Here is a 19,504-nt window from a genome sequence, read left to right on the forward strand (position 1 = left end):
GGCCAGGAACGGCTTACCTGTCAGGGGCGTCGCTCAATAGGGGTGGTCTCTTCATCCGCATGGCTCCTCCTGTGTTGGTCCGGTGGTGGCCCGGTGTTGGTCCAGTGGTGATCGGCCCGGTGTCCTGCTCGGCCGCCGGGTGCTGTCTGGTGTTCGGAGCCGACGGCCCTGCGGATGGGTCGGATTCAGGCCTCGTCGGTGGTGCCGGTCTGGAGGTAGGGCACCGTGCGGGTCCCGTTGACCTCCCAATCGCCCACCATCCGGGCCATGAACACGGCCGGATCGTGACTGGCGATGGTCCGGGCATTGCGCCAGTGCCGGTCCAGTTGCAGGTCCGTGCTGGTGGCGGAGGCACCGAGCGTGTCGAAGATCCGCGTGCACGTGTCCAGCACCAGCTTCGGCACCATCACATGAGCCCGGTGCGCCGTCAGGGCGGCGCGGTGCATCGCCTCGGCCGCGGCGCCATCACCATCCATCCCGACGCCGGCCACGCGCCCGCCCGGCGCACCCTCCGGCTCCCCGTCCGGCTGTTCCTGCCCGACGCCGGCGAGTGTCAGTGCCGCATCCAGGTCCCGCCCGGCGGCGCGCACGAGCTCCTCGACGGTTGCCTGCTGGGCGGAGAGCTCGCCGATGATCCCCAGCAGCTGATCGTCCTCGCGCGGGGTCAGCCCACCCCCGGTGTTCGGCGAGCGCCTCCGCCGCCGGGTCTGCTCCACGCCATCGCGCAGCGCAGCCCGCCCGATGCCCGCCAGCAAAGCCATCAGGGTGGACTCGTGGTGCAGCGGAACCGGCCCGTCGGCGGGCGGCAACGCCAGCAGCTCCTCGACGCCGGCCCCGTGGAACTCCATGGTCCCCGTCCCGGTGAGGCGTTGGCCGAAGCCGTCCCAGTCGTCCTTCACGGTGATCCGCGGTTGCCGCACCCGCACCACGGCGAGCGCGACGTCGGCCCGCTGGGAGCCGCCCCGGCCGCCCGAGCCGGCGGCCGGCGTCGTGCCCCGGGATGTGGTGGCACGGGGCAGGACCTTGCGCCGGAGGGCACGGGAGACGCTGGGGTCCAGCCGGACGGTGGCCAGCGCCCACGTGGAGAAGATGCTGCCGGTGGTGTAGTACTTGCTGCCGTTGATCAGCAACTGCCCCGCCTCGTCCTGGGACACGGTGGTCCCGAGCCCGCCGAGCGGTGCGTCGCGTCCCTCGGACAGGGCGCTGCCGGCCACCTCTCCCTCGACCACGCGCCGCAGCCAGCGGTCGCGGACGGTGCGGCCGGGCTGGGCCAGCACATGCTGGACGAAGCTGAGGTGGCTGCGCATCAGGTGCGCGGTGTTGGCGTCCACGGCGGCGAGATCCATCAGCAGCCGGAAGGCATCCTCCTGGCTCGCCCCCGCTCCCCCGGCGGATTCCGGGACGCTGAGGGCGCCCAGACCCTGTTCGCGGAGCTGTTCGAAGGCCGCGAAGGGCAGGTGGCGGCCGGCCTCCCGGGGCAGCTCCCCCTGTGCCACCTCGGCGAAGGCCGGGGCAAAACGGGCGGACAGGGCGGTGTAGCGGGAGGTGCAGCAGGACGGCAAGGTCGTCATGAGAAAGGCTCCATCGGTCCTGGCGGTAGCACCCTGGCCCCTGACGGGCGGGTTGCTGCGGCGTCGTCGAGCCAGATCTCTCGGCCGCTCTGGATGGTGGTCACTCCCATCAGACCATCTGGCGATGGTCCGGGTCCAATGCGAGGTTCGCGGGTAGACCAGAGTGCCGTGGCTTCTTCTGACCCCTCGGGGCCCAGCTGTGGGGTGGGCGGCCCCTACTGTTCGGAGACCGGGGTCAAGACGCCGGCGACTAGCGGGTTGTCCGTGGTCTCCAGGTACTCCTCGAACCGGGGGTCGGAGAAGATCTCGACGAGCTTGCGGGTCTCCGGGGTGTCCTTGAACTCGGTCCCCACGATCAGCCAGGAGGCGTAGGTCCGGGGCGGGTCCGGGAACAGGATGCCCTTGTCCCGGCCGATCTTGCCGGCGTCGAAGATGTTGGTGTAGCCGAGGGCGGCGTCCACCGAGTCCAAGGTCCGGGCCATGGACAACAGGTCGATCTCGGTGAAGTCGAAACGGCGAGGGTTCTCCACCACGTCCTTGAGCTGGGCGGTGCGCGGCTCGATGTCCGGGTCCAGCCCGATCAGGCCCTCGCGCTCCAACAGCCACAGCGCCTGGCCCTGGTTGGCCAGGTCTGTGGGCACGGCCACGGTGGCGCCGTCCGGCAGGTCCTCCACGTCGTCATATCGGGTGGAGTACAGGCCGAAGGCCCACTGGTAGATCTCCACCGTGGTGGACAGGTCGAAGTCGTTACCCTCCGCCACCTGCTTCATGTACCACTGGTGCTCGAAGATCGTGGCGTCCACCTGGCCCTCGGCCACGGCCCGGTTGGCCTGGACCGGGTCCGCGATGCCCACCGCCTCGATCTCGACGCCGTAGTCGGGCGCGATCTCCTCGGCCACGAACTCGACCAGGCTCTCCTCCCCGGCCATGGCCGGTTCGTAGTGCACCTTCAGCGGGCGGGTGATCTCGGCCTCGCCGCCGGCGGCCACGGCCGGCCGGTTGGACTGCTGGATCACCACGAGGCCCAGCGCCAGGGCGACCACCGTGGCGATGGCGGCCAGGGACCAAGGCAGGGAGGTGCGTGACTTCCGCAGGGTGAAGCCGTGGTCGTGTCCGGCCGTCGTGTTCTCGCCGGTCGTCGCCGGGGTCTTCTTCTCGGGGTTCATGGGGGTCCTTCGAAAGGGGTGCGGGGCCGCTCAGGGCCGGGTCAGCGAACGGGCGATCCGGTCGCCGACGAACTGGACGAGCTGGACGGTGATAATGAGCAGGATGATCGTGCCGAGCATGACGGTCATGTCGAAGCGCTGGTAGCCGTAGGTCACGGCCAGGAAGCCGATGCCGCCCGCGCCGATGGTCCCGGCGATGGCCGAGTACTCGATCATCGAGATGGTGTTCAGGGTGACGGCCGAGGCCAGGCCGGGCAGGGCCTCGCGCAGCTGCGTCTGGCGGATGATCTGCGCCGGGGAGGATCCTGTCACCAGACCGACGGCCATGTTCTCCTGCGGCAGGTCGTTCAGGGTGTTCTGCACGAGCCGGGCGAAGAACGGGATGCCGGCGATCGTCATGGGCACCACGGCCGCGGCGATGCCCAGGGTGGTGCCGGTGATCCACCGGGTCAGCGGGATGATGGCCGCCATCAGCACGAGGAACGGCAGAGAACGGCCCATGTTGACGGCCCAACTGAGCACCCCGTAGGCGCGCTTCTGCGGGAACAGCCCACGCGGGCTCGTGTTGTACAGCAGCACGCCGGTGGCGCCGCCGATCACGACGACTAGCACCATGACGATGCCGACCATGGCCCAGGTCTCCCCGTAGGCCGGCAGCAGCAGGGCAGGCAGCTCGGACAGAGGGGTGTCGGAGAGCAGGGGCTGCGAGGTGTCCGCGGTCGCGCTCATGCCGTCGCCCCCACCGTCGCGCCGGTCTGAATCTGGCCGGCCACCGACAGCGGCGGCCCGGCCGGGTCTGTCCCCGCGATCGACGTGGTGGTTCCCAAAGGACCCGACCGGCCGGCGTCACTCCTCACGCGGGCGCTGAGCCCGAGCCCGTTCAGGGCGCCGATGGCGCGCTGGGCCTGCTCGGCACGGACGCCGACGACGGCGCGGCCGAGGGCGGTCGCACCGCGGGCCTCGACGGTGCCGCCGAGCAGGGCTAGGCGGATCTGGTGGTCCACCGCCACGCGGGTGAACCATTCTGGGTCCACGTCCCCGTCCCGGTAGGCGAGGTCCAGAGCGGTGTCGAAGCCGGCCGGCAGCGGCAGTGCGGCGATCGGCAGCAGCTGCCCGCCGACGGTGGAGTCTTGGTCCGCGACGAGGGAGGGCAGGGAGCCGTACTCCGCGAGCCGGCCGTGAGACAGGGAGGCCACCTGGTCGGCGACGTGCCGGACCACGTCCATCTCATGAGTGATGAGGATGATGGAGAGGCCCAGATCGGTGCGTAGGTCCGCGAGCAGGGACAGGATCTGCGCGGTGGTGTCCGGGTCCAGGCCGGAAGTGGACTCGTCCGAGAGCAGGATTCGGGGCCGCAGGGCCAGCGCTCGGGCGATGCCCACTCGTTGCTTCTGCCCGCCGGAGAGCTGACCGGGGTAGGCGTTGGCCTTGTGCAGCAGTCCGACGCGGTCCAGCAGCTCGGCCACCCGGTCCTGCATCTCGTGGTGGACTACCCCGAGATTGCGCAGCGGAAGGGCGATGTTCTCGGCCACGGTGATGCGGCGCAACAGGGCTGAGTGCTGGAAGATTGTGCCGATGGCGCGGCGGGCGGAGCGCAGTTGGCGGCCCCGGAGCCGGGACAGGTCACTGCCGTCCACCAGGATCTCGCCGCTGGTGGGCTTCTCCAGCAGGGAGATGCAGTGCGACAGGGTCGTCTTTCCGGCCCCTGAGGGCCCGACCACGGCGGTGATGGAGCCTTCCGGCACGGTCAGGTCAATACCCTTGAGCACCTCGACTGCCCCCTCGTGCCCCGTGTAGGACTGGTGCAGATCGCGGATCTCGATCACAGCGCACCGCCGTCACGGGTGCCGGCCGCTGCCAGCCGGAAGCCAGCGCCGCGATGGTTCTCCGGCAACCGGTCCCCGCGGCCGAACAGCTTGTGGCGCAGGGTGCCTGACTCGTACTCGGCGGGGTAGGCACCGCGGGCCTGGAGCTCGGGGACCACGTGCTCCACGACGTCCTCGAAGCTTCCCGGGGAGATCGCGTAGGCCAGGTTGAAGCCGTCCACGTCCGTCTCCTCGGCCCATTCCTGCAGCTGGTCGGCGACCTGCTCGCCGGACCCGACGAATACCGGGCCGAAGCCGCCGATGCCGACCCATTCGGCGAGTCGGCGGATGGTCCAGGGCTCCCCGTCGTCGAGGGCGTTGGCACCGCCCGAGCGGAAGGTCTCGACGGCGGACTGCACCGCGTTGGTCTGCACGTCCTGACCGATCACATCGTCCAGGCCGTACTGCGAGAAGTCGATGCCCATCCACCCGGACAACAGTGCGAGGGCACCACGGTGGTCCACGTAACGGACGTAGTCGGCGTGTTTGGCGCGGGCCGCCCCCTCGTCCGGACCGGTGATGACGGTTGCAAGGTTGAAGATCCTGATGTCCTTCGCGTCACGGCCGGCCTCCACGGCGGCAGCACGGATCCTGGTCACGGCCTGGGCCAGCTTGTCCCGGCTGGGGGCGGAGACGAAGGCGCATTCGGCGTTCTGCCCGGCGAAGGCCAGGCCGCGCGGCGATGTGCCGGCTTGGTAGACCACGGGGGTGCGCTGGGGGCTCGGCTCCGTCAGGGCGATGCCCGGCACCGAGAAGTAGGTCCCCTGATGGCCGATCTCGTGCACCCTGGCCGGGTCCGTGTAGACGCAACCGTCCCGGTCCCGGACCACGGCGTCCTCGTCCCAGGAGCCCTCCAGCAGCTTGTAGACGACCTCGAGGTATTCGTCTGCGTGGTCGTAGCGCTCGTCATGGGCCAGCTGGTCCTGGCTGCCCATGTTGCGGGCAGCCGAGGGCAGGTAGCCGGTGACCACGTTCCAACCGACCCGCCCGCCCGTGAGATGGTCCAGAGTGGCCAGGCGGCGGGCGAAGGGATAGGGATGCTCGTAGGCGGTTCCTGCGGTGATGCCGAAACCGAGGTGTTCGGTCACCGCGGCCATGGCGCTGACGAGCAGCATCGGGTCGTTGACAGGGACCTGGGTGCCGGCGGTGAGAGTGGCCTCGTTGGAGCCTCCGTACACGTCATAGGTGCCAAGCACGTCGGCGATGAACAGGCCGTCGAAGCGGCCGCGTTCGGCGACCTGGGCAAGATGCGTCCAGTAGCCGATCGTGTTGTAGTCACTGGAGCGGTCCTCCGGGTGGCGCCACAGCCCCGGGGACTGGTGGCCCACGCAGTTCATGTCAAAGGCGTTGAACCGGATCCGGCGCGGGGCGCGTTCGAGCATCAGAATGCACGTCCTTCCATCGGTCCTGGCGGTAGCACCCGCTCCTGCGACAGGGGGTTGCTGCGGCGTCGTCGAGCCAGATCTCTCGGCCGCTCTGGATGGGTCCCTCCCAGGTGACCAGATGGCGCGGGAGACGAACTAATCCGGAGTCACATTCCGACCCTTGGTGCCGTCGGATCGCTGCGGGCCCGGATCTGACGGCAAGAGCCCTCGAATAAGACGTCACATGACGCGGCGTGTGGATGAGTGGCCGGTCCTGCCCCCACCTGATGTTCGTGTGAGGGTTCTACAATGACGGCCGTGTCCTCTTCTGAGCCTGTCCGAGAACCGTCCCGAGCACCCTCCCGATTCAGCGAGACGCCCCTCGACTCCGAGTCGAAGACCCTCCGCGCCGCCGGAACGTGGACCGGTCAGCAACAGACGCGGGTGAGCCTCCGCGAGTTCGAGTTCACGGTGGACGAGCCCGAGGCGGTGGGCGGCCGCAATCAGGGCCCCACCCCCATGGAGTACCTGGCCGGGGCGGTGGATGCCTGCATCACCGTGACCGCGGAGCAGGTGGCAGCCCGGCGCGGCCTGGAGCTGACCGGGATCAACACCTATTCGCTCGCCCGGCAGGACCGCCGCGGCCTGGCCGGCACCGCGGACGTCCAGCCCTACTTCCACCGTTACCGGCTGCAGCTGGCCATCGGCACCCCGGAGACGGACGCCACGGCCCTGCGGGACTTCGCGGCCGCCGTCGAGCACTCCTGCCCCGCCGTGAACCTGCTGCGGGACGCGGGCGCAGGCTTGACCGTGGCCTGGACCTTCGCCGGGCGGACCGTGGACCATGATGCCGAGGCCGCCTGCAACCAGGCCCTCGGCTACCAGCCGCGGATCGGCCCCGTGGACGCCCCGGAACCCGTGTTCACCTGCGAGAACGCCGACGCCGGCCGGGCACCTGAGGCGGACGCGTGACCGCGGCCGGCGTATGGACGATCATCCTGGCGCTGGCCTACACCGCCTGGCTCGTGGTCGGCGGGCGGATCATGGTCCGGCGCCAGGAGACCGGCAAGGGCGGGTTCTTCGTGGGCGGGCGCTCCTTCGGTCCGTGGACTGTGGCTTTCTGCATCACCGGGCTGTTCTCCGGCTCCTCCTACATTGCGATCGTGGAGCTGAGCTACCGGACCGGGATCTCCGCCGTCTGGTACGGCGTGGCGGAGACCGTACAGATCCTGTTGATCGCGTTGCTGCTGGTCAAGCCGCTGCGGGAGAAGCTCGTGGTGACGGTGACCGGCATCATCGGGGATCGCTTCGGCCGTGCCGCGAAGGCCATCGGCTCGGTCATCACCGGGCTGACGTTCCCCATGTACTCCGTGGCCACCACCATCGCGTTCGCCTCCGCCCTGCACGTGGTGACGGACCTGTCCCTGCCGCTGTCCGTGGCCGCCACCGCCGTGGTCCTGCTGGCGTTCCTCTCCGGCGGCGGGATGCGCTCGGTCGGCTTCAGCCAGACCATGAATGTCATCATGATCGGGCTGATGTTCCTCGTCGGCGTCTGGGTGCTGCTCGCCGACCCGGGCCTCGGCGGCGCGGACGGGCTCGTGGCCCGCGCGGCTGCGGCGCCCGAGATGCTCGTCCTCTCCAACGCCGGCGTGTCCCTGATCGTGGCCTGGTTCGGCACCTTCATCATCAACGTGCCCCTGGCCCAGGCGGCCTTCCAGATGTCCATGTCCGCACGCACCCCGGAGGACGGCCAGCGGGGCCTGTACCGTGCCGCCGTCCTCGGCATCCCACTGATCCTGCTGGGCGTGGTCATCGGTGTGGCCGCCGCCCTGGTGCAGCCCGGCGAGGCCCTGCCGCTCGTGGCCATCCCCGAGTACATCGCGGGAGTGGTGCCGCCCTGGGCCGCGGGGGTCTTCTTCGTGGGACTGTGGGCCTGCGCGCTTGGCTGGGCCGGGCCCTGCCAGTTCTCCGGGGCCACCTCGCTGGGCAGGGACCTCGGCTCGGCGCTGAACCCCGCGGCCACGGAGCGGCAGCTGGTCCGCTACACCCGCGTGGCCCTGGTCGGGCTGACCGTGGTCATGGTGGTCTTCGCCCTGCTGCGTACCGAGGAGTCGGCGTGGTGGAACGTGATGGCCTGGACCCTGCGCAACGGTGCCACCCTGGCGCCGGTGCTCGCCGCGTTCTTCTGGCCACTGGCCACCCGGTCCGCCGCGCTGACGGCCATGCTGGCCGGATTCAGCGCGGGCATGGGCTGGTACGCGGCCTCCGGTTTCCACGCCACCGACTTCCTCCTGGGCATGCACCCGGTCTGGGTGGGCATGACCGCCAACCTGCTGGGCATGGTCCTCGTGACCCTCGCGCAGTCGCGGTGGCGGCTGGTGGCCCCCGGCCGGGAGCGTCAGCGCGGGGTCACCGCCGTCATCGTGGCCGGGCTGCTCGTGGTGGCCGGTGCGGCGCTGTGGCCGTGGCTCGTGCAGTTCGGGCTGGTGGGCCTGGTCATGCTCGCGGCCATGATCACGGTCTTCGTGGCGGTGGTCCTGCTGACCGAGGGCGGCGGGACCTCGAGGGCGGCAGGAGGCGGCTCGACCCCCGCGGAGGAGACCGTCCCGTCCCGCTCGGAGCCGGCTACCTGACCACACTGAGTGCGGGCCGGCCCCGGTGGGCCGGCCCGCACTCAGTGCATCGCCCGTTGCGCGCTGACGTCGTTCAGAACACGATGATGGGCTTGAGCGTGGTTCCGTTGGCGGAATCGGCAAAGGCCTGATTGATGTCCTCGAACGCGTAGGACTTGGTCAGCCTGTCGAACGGGAACGTGCCGGCCGCATGCAGAGCGATCAACCGTGGGATGAACTCCTGCGGCACAGCGTCGCCCTCCACCACCATGCTGATCTTGATGCCGCTGAGCAACAGGGTGCCGATGTCGAACGGGGCCTCCGTGCCCAACTTCGCCGCTCCCACCAGGGCTCCGTGGCCTCGGGTGGCCAGGGACTTGGTCATCTGGGCGAAGACCGGCGGGACGCCGGTGGTGTCCAGGGCGTATTCCACGCCACCGCCGGTGATCTCCTTGATGGCCTCGACCGGGTCCGTCTCCTTGGAGTTGACGGTATGGGTGGCGCCGAGTTCCTTGGCGAACTCGAGCCGCTCCGGGACGATGTCCACCATGATGATCGTCGTGGCGCCGGCGGCCTTTGCGGCCAGCATGCCGGCCATGCCCACGGCGCCGGTGCCGAAGACCGCCACGGAGGACCCAGGCTGGGGCTGAAGGACGTTCAGGACGGCGCCGGAGCCGGTCATGATGCCGCAGCCGAGTGGACCCAGCAGGTCCAGAGGCGCATCATCGGGGACCTTGACGGCACCACTGGCCACCACATTGGTGTGCTCGGCGAAGGAGGACTGTCCGAAGAAGTGGGAGCTGATCTCACCGGAACCATCGGAGAAGGACTTCGAGCCGTCAGCCCGTCCGCCACCGAAGTTACGGTCGTAGAAGTTCACGCAGAACATGGGGTGTCCGGCCAGGCACTGCTCGCAACGCCCACAGTAGGCGGGGCCGAGAACGACCTTGTCGCCTGCCTTGAAGCCTTGCACGTCAGAACCCACGGCCTCGACGATGCCCGCGCCTTCGTGACCCAACACGGACGGCAGCGGGACCGGGTACCACTGGTCCCGGACGATGGCGTCGGTGTGGCAGACACCTGAGGCGACGATCCGCACCTGGAGTTCGTCCGCGCGGGGAGCGTCAAGCTCCACGTCGCGGATCTCCAGGTCCGTCTGGGGTGCGGTGGCTACAGCTGCTCGGGTTTTCATGGACCGTTCCTATCACTCGAAGGCCTCGTCAGCCCTCGGTCGACTGGCGCGCAATGTGGGTGCGGGGCGCGTCTTCCACGCAGAAGGGGGGCGCATCCCTGTGATGACAGAAAGGGTTAAGTCCGCCCAGCGGTTTAAGCGTAAACCTTTCCATTCAGTGGCGCAGCCTTTCCGGTCACGTCGCGGTGTCTCGCTCGTCACCACGGTAATCTCCCATGGCATGAGGATTCGGTGAACCCCCAGGACATCAAGACCCACCGCCCGCCCCACGTCTGCCCCTCGTCCGTTTCCCGCAACACACCAGGAGCCCACGCGTGAACGCCACCGACATCCCGCATCCCGACGGCGGCACTCCGGTCACCGACCCCGTCGCCGTGGCGCGGGTGCATGAGCGCCTGCTGGTCCCGAACTTCCCGCCCCGGGAACTGGTCTCGGTGGAGGAGCTGCTCGAGGACGTCGCCCGGGGCTCGGCCACGGTGCGCGTGGTCGGCGAGGCGTCGGACCCCGTGGCCGTGGCCATCACGGCCACCTTCACCGGCTCCCCGGCCGTGCTGCTGAGCTACGTCGCCATTCGCGCCGACCAGCGCGGACGGGGCGTGGGCACGGCACTGCTGTCTGGGTTGCTGGCCGGCATCACCGCGGACCCGGAGGTCTCCGTGGTCCTCGCCGAGGTGGAGCACCCCGACCACCACCAGGCTCACCCCGTCCACGGGGACCCCGCCGCGCGGTTGCGCTTCTATGCCCGGCTCGGTGGGCAGATCCTGGACGTGCCCTACTTCCAGCCGCCGGTCGACGAGACGCAGGACGCCGTCTACGGCATGCTCCTGCTGGCCCTGGCCCCGCCGGAGCGCTTCGTCCGCGGTCAGCGGCTGCTGCCGGAGGCGGGACTGGCCGCAGCCCTGGAGGAGTTCATGGCCGGGACCGATCCGGAGCGGTATCCCGTCGGCCCCGTGCTGGAGGCCGCCCGCCGCCCCGAGGGCGTGCGGATGCTGACCGTAGAGGAGCTGGGCCGCTAGGCCATCCGGGTGGACTCCGCGTCGATGAAATGCTGCGCCCGCTGGAGGGTGTGCGAGGAGTAGGTGCCGCCGGCTCGCGCGTCGAGCAGGACGGATTGTTCCACGTCCACGAGCTGGCGGCGCAGTTCGCGGTGCTGCTGGGCATGGCCGTCCGGATCGTCGTCATTGACCATGGCGGCCAGCGCCTCCGTGGCGGCCAGGCCCCGGCTCCGCGTCCGCTCCAGCACCTCGGGGGCGAAGGGTCTGCCGTTCTCCCGCAGCAGCGCCTGATTGTCCAGGAAGGCCTGGCGAGCGGCGATGATCTCCTCGGCCAGGCGGGTGACCTCACGGCCCTCGGCCTCTTCGTTGGTGCCCTTGATGCCAAGGACGCGGATCAGCAGGGGCAGGGTGCCGCCCTGGACCACCAGGGTGATGATGGCGACCGTGAAGGCGATCAGGATCAACTCGGCCCGGTAGGGGATGTCCGAGGGCAGCGACTGGGCCGCCGCCAGGGTGACGGCTCCGCGCATCCCGGACCAGGCCAGCACGGCACCGCCGCGCCACCCGAGGCTGTGGGTGGCCTGGAACTGTGCGTCCGCACGCCACCGCTGCAGCCGCGCCGCGCGCCGTGGATTGGCATCCTGATCGCCCTCGGCGACGGCTTCCAGGGCAGCGTCCAGTTGCTCGGCAACCTCGGGCATCCGGCGCTGACGGGCCCGGAGTCGGGCGATCAGCGGGACCACGAACAGGATGCGGACCCCGAAGAGGATCACCGTGCAGACGGCCGCGAGGGCAACGGCCATCCACAGCCCCCGGCCGGAGGACTCGGCATCCGCGACGATCGAGGTGATCTCGAAGCCCATCAGCAAGAACACGCCGTTCTCCAGCAGCAACTGGATGGTCCGCCAATTGGTGCGGTCGGTGATGCGGTCCACGGCACTGAAGCGCTTGGGAGCCTGATGCCCGGTGACCAGCCCGGCCGCCACCACGGCGATGACGCCCGAGGCGTGCAGGTTCTCCGCCGGCATGTAGGCCAGGAACGGCACGGTCAGGGAGATCGCCGTGGTGAGCACCGGCTGCTGGCGGATCCGGGAGCGGGCCCACACCGTGAGGGCCCCGACCACTAGCCCGACCGCTACCCCCGCGATGACCGCGTAGACGAAGTCGCCGATGGCACCCCAGAACGTGATGCTGCCGGCGGTGGCGGCAATGGCGGTGCGGAGCATGACGAGTGCCGTGGCGTCATTGACCAGCCCCTCCCCCTCGAGGATCATCACCAGCCTCGGCGGCAGCCCCAGCTTCTTGCCGATGGAGGTCGCAGCCACGGCGTCCGGCGGGCTGATCACGGCCCCCAGGGCCACCGCGGCGGCGAAGCCGATATCCGGCAGCACCCACCAGATCAGCCATCCGGTGGCGAAGGCGGAGGCGACCACGAGCAGGACTGACAGGGCGCTGATCGTCTCCAGGTCCCGGCGGAAATCCGTGATGGGGACGTTGACTGCAGCCGAGTAGAGGATCGGCGGCAGCGCGATCATGAGGATCCACTCCGGCTCCAGCAGGATCCTGGGCGCCCCGGGGATCAGGCTGCAGCCGATGCCGACGATGACCAGCAGGATGGGTGCGGCCACGCCCAACTTCGGGGCGAAGAGAGACACGAGGACGATGATCAGGATGCCGGCCACGGCCAGCAGTGCGAATTCTTCCAAGGGGCCTCCCCGTTCCGGTGGCTGGCGTCACCACTGCCCGTCCAGACTAATCCCGGCGCCGTAGCACGGCTTCACCGGTTTGGTCCGGGCCCGGGACCCGGACGTACAGTGGAATCGACCATCCCGAGCGGCCGAGAGATCTGGCTCTGTGACGCCGCAGCAACCCGTGGTCGACGCCGGCCCCTTTCCGGGCGCGGCATCGGCCACCAGGTGCTACCGCCAGATTCGATGGAAAGAAGGTTCTGTCTTGTCTGTTGCCCCGAACACCACCACCGCCGACACTGGCGCCGTCTCCGCTCCGTTGCCGGGCCCCCTACCGGACTCTGTCCTGAACTCCGCCGACACCACCGTCCACCCCGGCCGCCCCGCGAGCCTGCTCCACGGCGGGCTCGGCGACGGCGAGCCCGTGGACGAGCAGGACCGCCTGGCCTTCTGGGACGCCGCCGCGCGCCGCCTCGACTGGGACACCGAGTGGCACACCACCCACTCATGGACGGCCCCGGACCCGGTGGCCGAGCGCGGTCCTCAGATCCGCTGGTTCGAGGGCGGTACCCTCAACGTCGCGGTGAACTGCGTGGACCGGCACGTGGCGGCCGGCCGCGGGGACAAGGTGGCGCTGTTCTTCGAGGGCGAGCCCGGCGACCGCCGCGCCGTGACCTACGCGCAGTTGCAGAAGGAGGTCAGCCAGGCCGCGAACGCGCTGATCGAACTGGGCATCGGGAAGGGCGACCGCGTGGTCGTCTACCTGCCCGTGCTGGTGGAGACTGTGGTCATCACGCTGGCCTGCGCCCGGATCGGCGCCGTGCACTCGCTCGTGTTCGGCGGCTTCTCTGCCGAGGCCCTGAAGTTCCGGGTGGAGGACACCGGCGCCAAGCTCCTGGTGACCTCCGAGGGCCAGTTCCGCCGGGGGAAGGCCGTCCCGGTCAAGGCCAATGCGGACGAGGCCGTCTCCGGTGAGAACAGCATCGAGCACGTGCTGGTGCTCAACCGCACCGGACACACGGATGTGGACTGGGTCGAGGGCCGGGACGTCTGGTGGCACGAGATCGTGGACCGCCAGCCGGAGACCCACACCCCCGAGGCCTTCGACGCCGAGACCGAGCTGTTCATCATGTACACCTCCGGCACCACCGGCCAGCCCAAGGGACTGGTGCACACCTCCGGCGGGTACCTGACACAGGCAAGCTGGTCCTTCGACTACCTGTTCTCCAACCCGGACGTGGCAGCCCGCGAGTGGGACGTCCACTGGTGCACGGCGGACCTGGCCTGGGTCACCGCCCATACCTATGAGATCTACGGCCCGCTCTCCAACGGCGTCACCCAGGTCATCTACGAGGGCGTGCCGAACGCCCCGCACCCGGGCCGGCACTTCGAGGTGATCGAGCGCTACGGCGTGACCAGCTACTACACGGCGCCGACGCTCGTGCGCTCCCTCATGGGCTGGTTCCCCGAGGGCATCCCCGCGGACTATGACCTGAGCAGCATCCGCCTGGTCGGCACGGTGGGCGAGGCCGTGAACCCGGAGGCCTGGACCTGGGCGCGCACCCAGATCGGCCGGGACAGGCTCGCCGCATTGGACGGTGAGGCACAGGCCGCAACCGGCGACGCCGGCGCGCAGGTCCCGCGCGATGGTTCCGTGGGTGTCCCCATGGTGGACACCTGGTGGCAATCCGAGACTGGAGCGACCATCCTCTCCCCGCGGCAGGACGACGAGCGGTTCAAGCCCGGCTGCGGCTCGCGCCCGCTGCCCGGCGTGGACGTGGCCGTGGTGGACGACGCCGGCGAGCGCGTGGCCGCCGGCCTGCAGGGCAAGGTGGTGGTGACCCGCACCGGACCGGCCATGGCCCGCACCGTCTGGGGCAACCCGCGGCGCTACTTCACCTCCTACTGGAAGGACTACGCCGAACAGGGCTGGTTCCTGGCCGGGGACGGGGCGAAGTACGACGAGGACGGGGACCTCTGGATCCTCGGGCGCATCGACGACGTCATCAACATCTCCGGCCACCGCCTGTCCACCATCGAGATCGAGTCCGCCCTCGTGTCCCACCCAGGCGTGGTGGAGGCCGGGGTGTGCCCGGTGCCGGACGCCAAGACCGGACACGCCGCCGTCGCCTTCGTGGTGGCGCGTGAGGGGTATGCCGAGGGCCGCGGATCCGCCGCGGACGCTGGGGCCGGTGCGGCCGGCGTCGGGACCTCCGCCGGTGCCCCGCACCTGAGCCCCGCCGAGGCTCTGCGCCAGCACGTGGGCACCGTGATCGGCCCGGTGGCCAAGCCGCGGGACGTGGTCTTCGTGCCGGACGTGCCGAAGACGCGCTCGGGCAAGATCATGCGGCGCCTGCTGACCCAGCTCTACGAGGGCACCGCTCTGGGCGACACCACGTCCCTGCAGAACGAGCCGTGCGTCGGGCAGATCGCCGACGTCATGGCTGTCCGCCGCTGAACGGTTGAGTCTGGAGGGATTCACGCAATCAGCCGCCTAATGTGTGAATCGCTCCAGGCTCAACGAGGCCGGGCGGCTTAGTCGTCGGCCTTGCCGTAGGTCCAGTACGAGGACAGGGACAGCATCCTCCGGTCCACGCCGCGCTCCTCGGTCAGGTGCCGGCGCAGGCGCTTGACCATGGACTTCTCCCCGTGGACGAAGGCGTGCACTCGGCCTGCGGGCCACTCGGACCGGCCGATCCCCTCCACGGTGGCCGCCAGCTGCGAGCGCCCGAGCCGGTACTCGCCGCCACGGTGCAGCCACGTCACCTCCACACCGGAGGGCACCGTCAGTTCCCATTCGTCGGCGGGTCCGCCCACCTCGATGAAGGCCTGCCCTGCGGCGCCATCCGGCAACGCGGCCAGCGCGGCGGAGATCGCCGGCAGAGCCGACTCATCCCCCACGAGCAGGTGAGCGTCGGCGGTCGGGTCCGGGGCGTACTTGCCGCCCGGGCCGGCGAAGGCCACCGGATCCCCCACCTGCGCTGCCGCCGCCCACGGTCCGGCCACCCCGGAGTCCCCGTGCAGCACGAAGTCGATCACCACGGTCTCAGCCTCGGTGTCCACCGAGTGCACCGTGTAGGTGCGGCGGACGGGGCGCTGGTGTTTCGGCAGTGACTTGCGCAACGCCTGCACGTCGTAGGGCGGGGTCAGCCCCAGGGCCGGGTCCACGAAGAGGATCTTGACGTACTTGTCCGTGAAGCGGTTGTCCCGGAAGTCGGCGAACCCCGGCCCGCCGAGGGTCAGCCGCTGGAAGTGCTCCCCCAGCCGCTCGGTGGAGACCACGTCCAGGACCACCTGCTGGCCCTTGCGGCGGTCCGACGAATCGCGGGTCTCCACCGGCCCCAGCGCCCCGCGCCCCGCCACGCCACGCCGGTCATCGCCCTCCGCGTGGCCGTGCTGGCCGTGCTGGCCGTACTCGCTACGCTCCTGACGCCCGCCGTGCCGGTGGCGTCGGCGGTGATGGTGCTCGTCCTTGCCACACTTGCCGTACTTGTCCCGCTTGTCTCGCTTCCCGCTCTTGCCCACGGTGCCGCCGGCCGCCCCCTGCTCGCGCAATCTGGCTGCCTTCAGGGCGTACTGCGCCGCCTTGTACTCGTACTTGGCCACGGCATAGCGCTCCCGGGCCGCACGGTACCGCTCGTACGCTTCCTCGGCGCCCGGCTCGGAACTCTCGCCCGTCGCCGCGCTCGGTGCCGCTGGATTCCTAGCCGTCGGAACACTCTCGTCTGTGCTGCCCATGGGTCCTTCCTGTGGCACGTCATCGTGCCTCCAGTTCAGCCTAGGGTCTGCGCCGAGGAGCCGATAGGCGCGTCCGCCAGCCGCCGCACCCCGGACCGCTCGGGCAGCACGCGGGTCACACCGTCCAACTCGAGCACCTGGATCGGCGTCCCGTAGACCTCACTGAGCAGCTCCGCGGTGCAGACCTCGGCGGCGGGCCCGTCCGCCACCACGCGCCCCTGGTCCAGCACCACGATCCGGTCCCCGTACACGGCGGCGGAGTCCAGGTCATGGAGCACGACGGCGACCGCGGCACCGTGCGCTGCCAGCTCACGGCAGAGCATCAGGGTGCGTTCCTGGTGGGCGATGTCCATGGCGGAGACGGGCTCGTCCAGCAGCACGGTCCGGCCCTCCTGGGCCAGCACCCTCGCCAGGGCCGTGCGCTGGCGTTCGCCACCGGAGACGACGGTGATGGTCCGCCCCTGCAGGTGTTCGATCCCCACGGCGGCGATCGCGCCGTCCACCACGTCCTGGTCCTGGTCCGCCCGTTCGGTGCGCCGCCAGGCGTTGCGTCCCATCTCCACGACCTCGCGGACGGTGAAGGGGAAGGACACCCCGGAGTCCTGGACCATCACGGCCCGGCGCTGGGCGGAGTCCTGGGGCTTCCACCGAGCCACTGGCGTCCCGTCCAGGCTGACGGCACCCCTGCTGGGCTGGATGTCCCCGGAGAGCACGGAGAACAGAGTGGACTTGCCGGCGCCGTTGGGTCCGATCACCACGGTGACCTCGCCGGGGCGCAGGTCCACGCTGACCCCATGCAGGATCTGGCGTCCGTTGATCTCCACGTGGACGTCCTGTGCCTCGAGCATCAGAGGGTCCCCTGCCTCTTCAGGGACTGACGCAACAGGATGAAGAACACGGGTCCTCCGACCACGGCGGTGAAGATGCCGATCGGCATGTCGGCGAAGGGGATGACGGTGCGCGCGGCCACGTCAGCGAGCGAGAGCAGCATGGCCCCACCCAGGGCGGAGAGGGGGATGAGGCCCCGGTGGGAGGGGCCGATCACGAGCCGCAGGGCGTGCGGGACCACCAGCCCCACGAAGCTGATGAGCCCGGCGTAGGCCACGGCGGCGGAGGTGAGCACGGCCACGGCGATGATGGACACCACGCGCAGCCGCCCCACGTTCACTCCGGCATGCTGGGCGGGCCGCTCGCCGAGGGAGAGGAGGTCCAGCTGGCTGCGGAGGGACATGGCCACGACGACGCCCAGCAGGAACACGAGACCGGCGGTGCCCACTGCGGTCCAGGTGGCCCCATTCAGGGAACCCATCTGCCAGAACACGATCTGTTCACGGCTGGCGGTGTCCCCGAGGAAGACGAGGAAGGACATGATGGCGCCGGCCACGGCGTTGACCGCGATTCCGGTCAGCACGAGCGTCAGCACCATGGCCCGGTTGCCGGACGTGGCCAGCAGGTAGACGAGCCAGGTGACCAGCATCCCGCCGAGGAAGGCAGCCAACGGCAGCACCCAACCGCCGGCGGCGGTCAACCCGAACACGATGACCACGCAGGCGCCCACGGCGGCACCGGAGCTCACGCCGATGATCCCGGGTTCGGCCAGCGGGTTGCTGAACACCCCCTGCATCAGGGCCCCGGCCACCCCGAGGGCGGCGCCCACGATCACCCCGAGCAACAGCCGCGGGAAGCGGATGTTCCACAGGGTGGAGTCCAGCAGCGTCTCGTCCGGGGTGGCTGCCGAGGTGCCGGTCACCGCGCGCCAGATCGAGCCGATCACCTCGGAGGGAGCGGTGGGGAACTGCCCGGCTCCGGCGGAGAGCACCAGCACGGCCAGCAGCAGCACCAGCAGCACGACGCCGGTCACCGCGGTCCGCGCCGCAGAGTGCGGTCGGGTGCCCCTGCCCGCGCGGAAGCCGTTCGCACCGGACTGGACTCCGTGGCCACCCCCGGTGGGTGCGCCGCCGTCGGGCGCCGTGGCGTTCACCGTGGACCGGGCTCGTCCGGGCGACGCACTTTCCACGGCGGCCTCCCGACGGGTCTCCGAGACGGTCACCGGGCACCCTCGGGGTTGTACACAGCCTCGGCCAGGGCCACGAGCGCCTGGGGCGTCTGGGGCCCGTAGGACATCAGCTGTCCGTCCGGGACGTCCACGATGCGCTGCTTCTGACCGGCCGCGGTCTGGGTGACTCCGGGACGCTCCAGCAGGCCGGTGAGTCCACCGGTGGACTCCAGGCCGTCGGCCATGACGAGGATGACGTCCGGGTTCAGGGCGGCCAGCGCCTCGGCATTGGCCGGCTTGGTGCCGGTGATGCCGGCCTGTTCGGCTGCGTTGAGCGCACCGACGCTCTCCACCACGTCACCGCCGGAGTCGCTGCCCATGACGAAGAAGATGCCGGCGGTTCCCCGCACGTAGAGGATCGCGGCGCTGACCAGGTCCGCCTCGTCGTCCGGCACCAGGGCCTCGATCCGGGCCTGGGCGGTCTCCATCTCGGCGTCGTAGCGCTCGACCAGGGCCTCGCCGGCCTCCGGGACACCGAGGGCCCGGGCGACCTGGACCATCATGTCTTCGTTGGTCTCCAGACTGCGGTCCGGGTCGAACATCACCAGGGTGATGCCGGCGGAACGGAGCTGGTCGTACACTTCGGGCGGGCCGAGGGTGGTATCCGCCAGGACGACGGTTGGGCGCAGGGACAGGATGGCCTCGGCATTGAGGTCGTGTCCGCTGGAGGTGACCAGGGGCAGGTCCGCCATGGCGGACGAGGTGTCCGAGGAAGTCCGTCCCACCAACCGGTCGCCGAGACCGAGACCGGTCACGATGTCCGAGAAGGTGCCGTAGAGGTCAAGCGCGAGGATCCGGTCCGCGCTCTCGATCGTCACGTCCTGGCCGTCGTGGTCCGTGACGGTGACGGGCAGTTCGGGTGTCTGGGGGTTCTCGATCGGCAGGATCTCGGCGACGGCCTCGGCCGTGGAGGGGCCCTCGATGCTGGCGGGATCCGGCAGGTCGAGCGCCGGAGCCTCGGAGGCGTCTGCGGAGGCGGTGACGTCTGGGGATGCGGAGGTCGCGCCGGTGCCACTACCGCCGGCGGAACTCGTCGTTGCCGGGGTTGAGCCGGACGTCGCCGCGTCCGAGGGGGCGCCGGTGGCGCCACAGCCGGTCAGGGCCACGGTGATGGCCAGCAGGGTGGCGGTCACCGTTCCGGCCAGGGCACGACGCCGGCCGGTGGGCCGGGTCTGCCGGGAGGGGTGCATGGGAGTCATGGTGGAAGTCCTAGGTCGGGCCCCGAGGGATCCGAGGCCCGGCCGGGTCAGGTGTGGT

15 protein-coding genes and 3 riboswitches are annotated in these 19,504 nt (G+C 70.3%); of the genes, 4 read left to right on the forward strand and 11 right to left on the reverse strand.

All coding sequences use genetic code 11. From position 1 onward, the window contains the following. Positions 1-185: 185 nt before the first annotated feature. The 5 genes from IEX49_RS03815 to IEX49_RS03835 all read right to left on the reverse strand — a co-directional run bounded on the left by IEX49_RS03815 (position 186) and on the right by IEX49_RS03835 (position 5,984). Positions 186-1,571 carry an acyl-CoA dehydrogenase family protein gene (locus IEX49_RS03815; protein WP_188804386.1) on the reverse strand — a complete coding sequence of 462 codons (1,386 nt, stop codon included), beginning with the start codon at positions 1,569-1,571 and terminating at the stop codon, positions 186-188. A gap of 7 nt (positions 1,572-1,578) precedes the next feature. Then, positions 1,579-1,671: riboswitch (SAM riboswitch) on the reverse strand. 115 nt (positions 1,672-1,786) lie between these two features. Further along, a complete protein-coding gene (locus tag IEX49_RS03820; protein ID WP_188804388.1) occupies positions 1,787-2,737 on the reverse strand; it encodes a MetQ/NlpA family ABC transporter substrate-binding protein in 951 nt (316 codons plus the stop codon). 30 nt (positions 2,738-2,767) lie between these two features. Beyond that, positions 2,768-3,466: a methionine ABC transporter permease gene (locus IEX49_RS03825; protein ID WP_188804389.1), complete on the reverse strand. Its 699-nt coding sequence runs from the start codon at positions 3,464-3,466 to the stop codon at positions 2,768-2,770. Then, positions 3,463-4,563 (reverse strand): methionine ABC transporter ATP-binding protein, encoded by a 1,101-nt coding sequence (locus IEX49_RS03830; RefSeq protein WP_188804391.1) that lies wholly within the window; start codon positions 4,561-4,563, stop codon positions 3,463-3,465. Before IEX49_RS03830 ends, IEX49_RS03825 begins: the two co-directional genes overlap by 4 nt. Further along, complete coding sequence (locus IEX49_RS03835) at positions 4,560-5,984, reverse strand: LLM class flavin-dependent oxidoreductase (protein ID WP_188804394.1); 1,425 nt, start codon at positions 5,982-5,984, stop codon at positions 4,560-4,562. The genes IEX49_RS03830 and IEX49_RS03835 overlap by 4 nt, the downstream gene beginning before the upstream one ends. A gap of 13 nt (positions 5,985-5,997) precedes the next feature. Further along, a riboswitch (SAM riboswitch) is annotated at positions 5,998-6,089 on the reverse strand. A 195-nt stretch (positions 6,090-6,284) separates the two neighbouring features. Between IEX49_RS03835 and IEX49_RS03840 the strand changes: the two genes are divergently transcribed. Then, positions 6,285-6,938 (forward strand): OsmC family protein, encoded by a 654-nt coding sequence (locus IEX49_RS03840; protein ID WP_188804396.1) that lies wholly within the window; start codon positions 6,285-6,287, stop codon positions 6,936-6,938. After that, positions 6,935-8,599, forward strand: coding sequence for a sodium:solute symporter family protein (locus tag IEX49_RS03845; RefSeq protein ID WP_188804397.1), 1,665 nt, complete (start codon positions 6,935-6,937; stop codon positions 8,597-8,599). Before IEX49_RS03840 ends, IEX49_RS03845 begins: the two co-directional genes overlap by 4 nt. Positions 8,600-8,672: 73 nt before the next feature. On the opposite strand, the gene IEX49_RS03850 is transcribed toward IEX49_RS03845, so the two are convergent. Next, positions 8,673-9,770, reverse strand: coding sequence for an NAD(P)-dependent alcohol dehydrogenase (locus tag IEX49_RS03850; protein ID WP_188804399.1), 1,098 nt, complete (start codon positions 9,768-9,770; stop codon positions 8,673-8,675). A gap of 314 nt (positions 9,771-10,084) precedes the next feature. On the opposite strand from IEX49_RS03850, the gene IEX49_RS03855 reads away from it, so the two are divergent. Continuing rightward, positions 10,085-10,786 (forward strand): GNAT family N-acetyltransferase, encoded by a 702-nt coding sequence (locus IEX49_RS03855; protein ID WP_188804402.1) that lies wholly within the window; start codon positions 10,085-10,087, stop codon positions 10,784-10,786. On the opposite strand, the gene IEX49_RS03860 is transcribed toward IEX49_RS03855, so the two are convergent. Continuing rightward, positions 10,783-12,471 (reverse strand): cation:proton antiporter, encoded by a 1,689-nt coding sequence (locus tag IEX49_RS03860; protein ID WP_188804404.1) that lies wholly within the window; start codon positions 12,469-12,471, stop codon positions 10,783-10,785. The two genes, IEX49_RS03855 and IEX49_RS03860, sit on opposite strands and share 4 nt — an antisense overlap. Before the next feature lie 115 nt (positions 12,472-12,586). Continuing rightward, positions 12,587-12,706, forward strand: a riboswitch (SAM riboswitch). A gap of 12 nt (positions 12,707-12,718) precedes the next feature. Here IEX49_RS03860 and IEX49_RS03865 point away from each other — a divergent pair. Next, the gene (locus tag IEX49_RS03865) at positions 12,719-14,911 is read left to right on the forward strand and encodes an AMP-binding protein (RefSeq protein WP_373286674.1); all 2,193 of its coding nucleotides are present in this window, start codon (positions 12,719-12,721) and stop codon (positions 14,909-14,911) included. Between the two features lie 77 nt (positions 14,912-14,988). Here the strand turns inward: IEX49_RS03865 and IEX49_RS03870 are convergent, their stop codons facing one another. The 4 genes from IEX49_RS03870 to IEX49_RS03885 are packed head-to-tail and all read right to left on the reverse strand — an operon-like array spanning position 14,989 to position 19,446. Further along, positions 14,989-16,191, reverse strand: a complete 1,203-nt coding sequence (locus tag IEX49_RS03870; protein WP_188804405.1) for a siderophore-interacting protein — start codon at positions 16,189-16,191, stop codon at positions 14,989-14,991. Between the two features lie 35 nt (positions 16,192-16,226). Beyond that, positions 16,227-17,039, reverse strand: coding sequence for a heme ABC transporter ATP-binding protein (locus tag IEX49_RS03875; protein WP_188804407.1), 813 nt, complete (start codon positions 17,037-17,039; stop codon positions 16,227-16,229). Further along, a complete protein-coding gene (locus IEX49_RS03880) occupies positions 17,039-18,241 on the reverse strand; it encodes a FecCD family ABC transporter permease (protein ID WP_229672209.1) in 1,203 nt (400 codons plus the stop codon). Before IEX49_RS03880 ends, IEX49_RS03875 begins: the two co-directional genes overlap by 1 nt. Continuing rightward, on the reverse strand, positions 18,238-19,446 hold the full coding sequence (locus IEX49_RS03885; RefSeq protein WP_188804409.1) for a heme/hemin ABC transporter substrate-binding protein: 1,209 nt from the start codon (positions 19,444-19,446) through the stop codon (positions 18,238-18,240). The genes IEX49_RS03880 and IEX49_RS03885 overlap by 4 nt, the downstream gene beginning before the upstream one ends. Positions 19,447-19,504 lie beyond the last annotated feature (58 nt).

Origin of the sequence: Citricoccus zhacaiensis, from assembly GCF_014645315.1 — a bacterium.
Taxonomy (GTDB): Bacteria; Actinomycetota; Actinomycetes; order Actinomycetales; family Micrococcaceae; genus Citricoccus; species Citricoccus zhacaiensis.

Excerpts from the sequence above, each read along its gene's own strand:
- IEX49_RS03815 (WP_188804386.1), bottom strand. The coding sequence starts at position 1,571 with ATGACGACCTTGCCGTCCTGCTGCACCTCCCGCTACACCGCCCTGTCC.
- IEX49_RS03820 (WP_188804388.1), bottom strand. The coding sequence starts at position 2,737 with ATGAACCCCGAGAAGAAGACCCCGGCGACGACCGGCGAGAACACGACG.
- IEX49_RS03825 (WP_188804389.1), bottom strand. The coding sequence starts at position 3,466 with ATGAGCGCGACCGCGGACACCTCGCAGCCCCTGCTCTCCGACACCCCT.
- IEX49_RS03835 (WP_188804394.1), bottom strand. The coding sequence starts at position 5,984 with ATGCTCGAACGCGCCCCGCGCCGGATCCGGTTCAACGCCTTTGACATG.
- IEX49_RS03850 (WP_188804399.1), bottom strand. The coding sequence starts at position 9,770 with ATGAAAACCCGAGCAGCTGTAGCCACCGCACCCCAGACGGACCTGGAG.
- IEX49_RS03870 (WP_188804405.1), bottom strand. The coding sequence starts at position 16,191 with ATGGGCAGCACAGACGAGAGTGTTCCGACGGCTAGGAATCCAGCGGCA.
- IEX49_RS03875 (WP_188804407.1), bottom strand. The coding sequence starts at position 17,039 with ATGCTCGAGGCACAGGACGTCCACGTGGAGATCAACGGACGCCAGATC.
- IEX49_RS03885 (WP_188804409.1), bottom strand. The coding sequence starts at position 19,446 with ATGACTCCCATGCACCCCTCCCGGCAGACCCGGCCCACCGGCCGGCGT.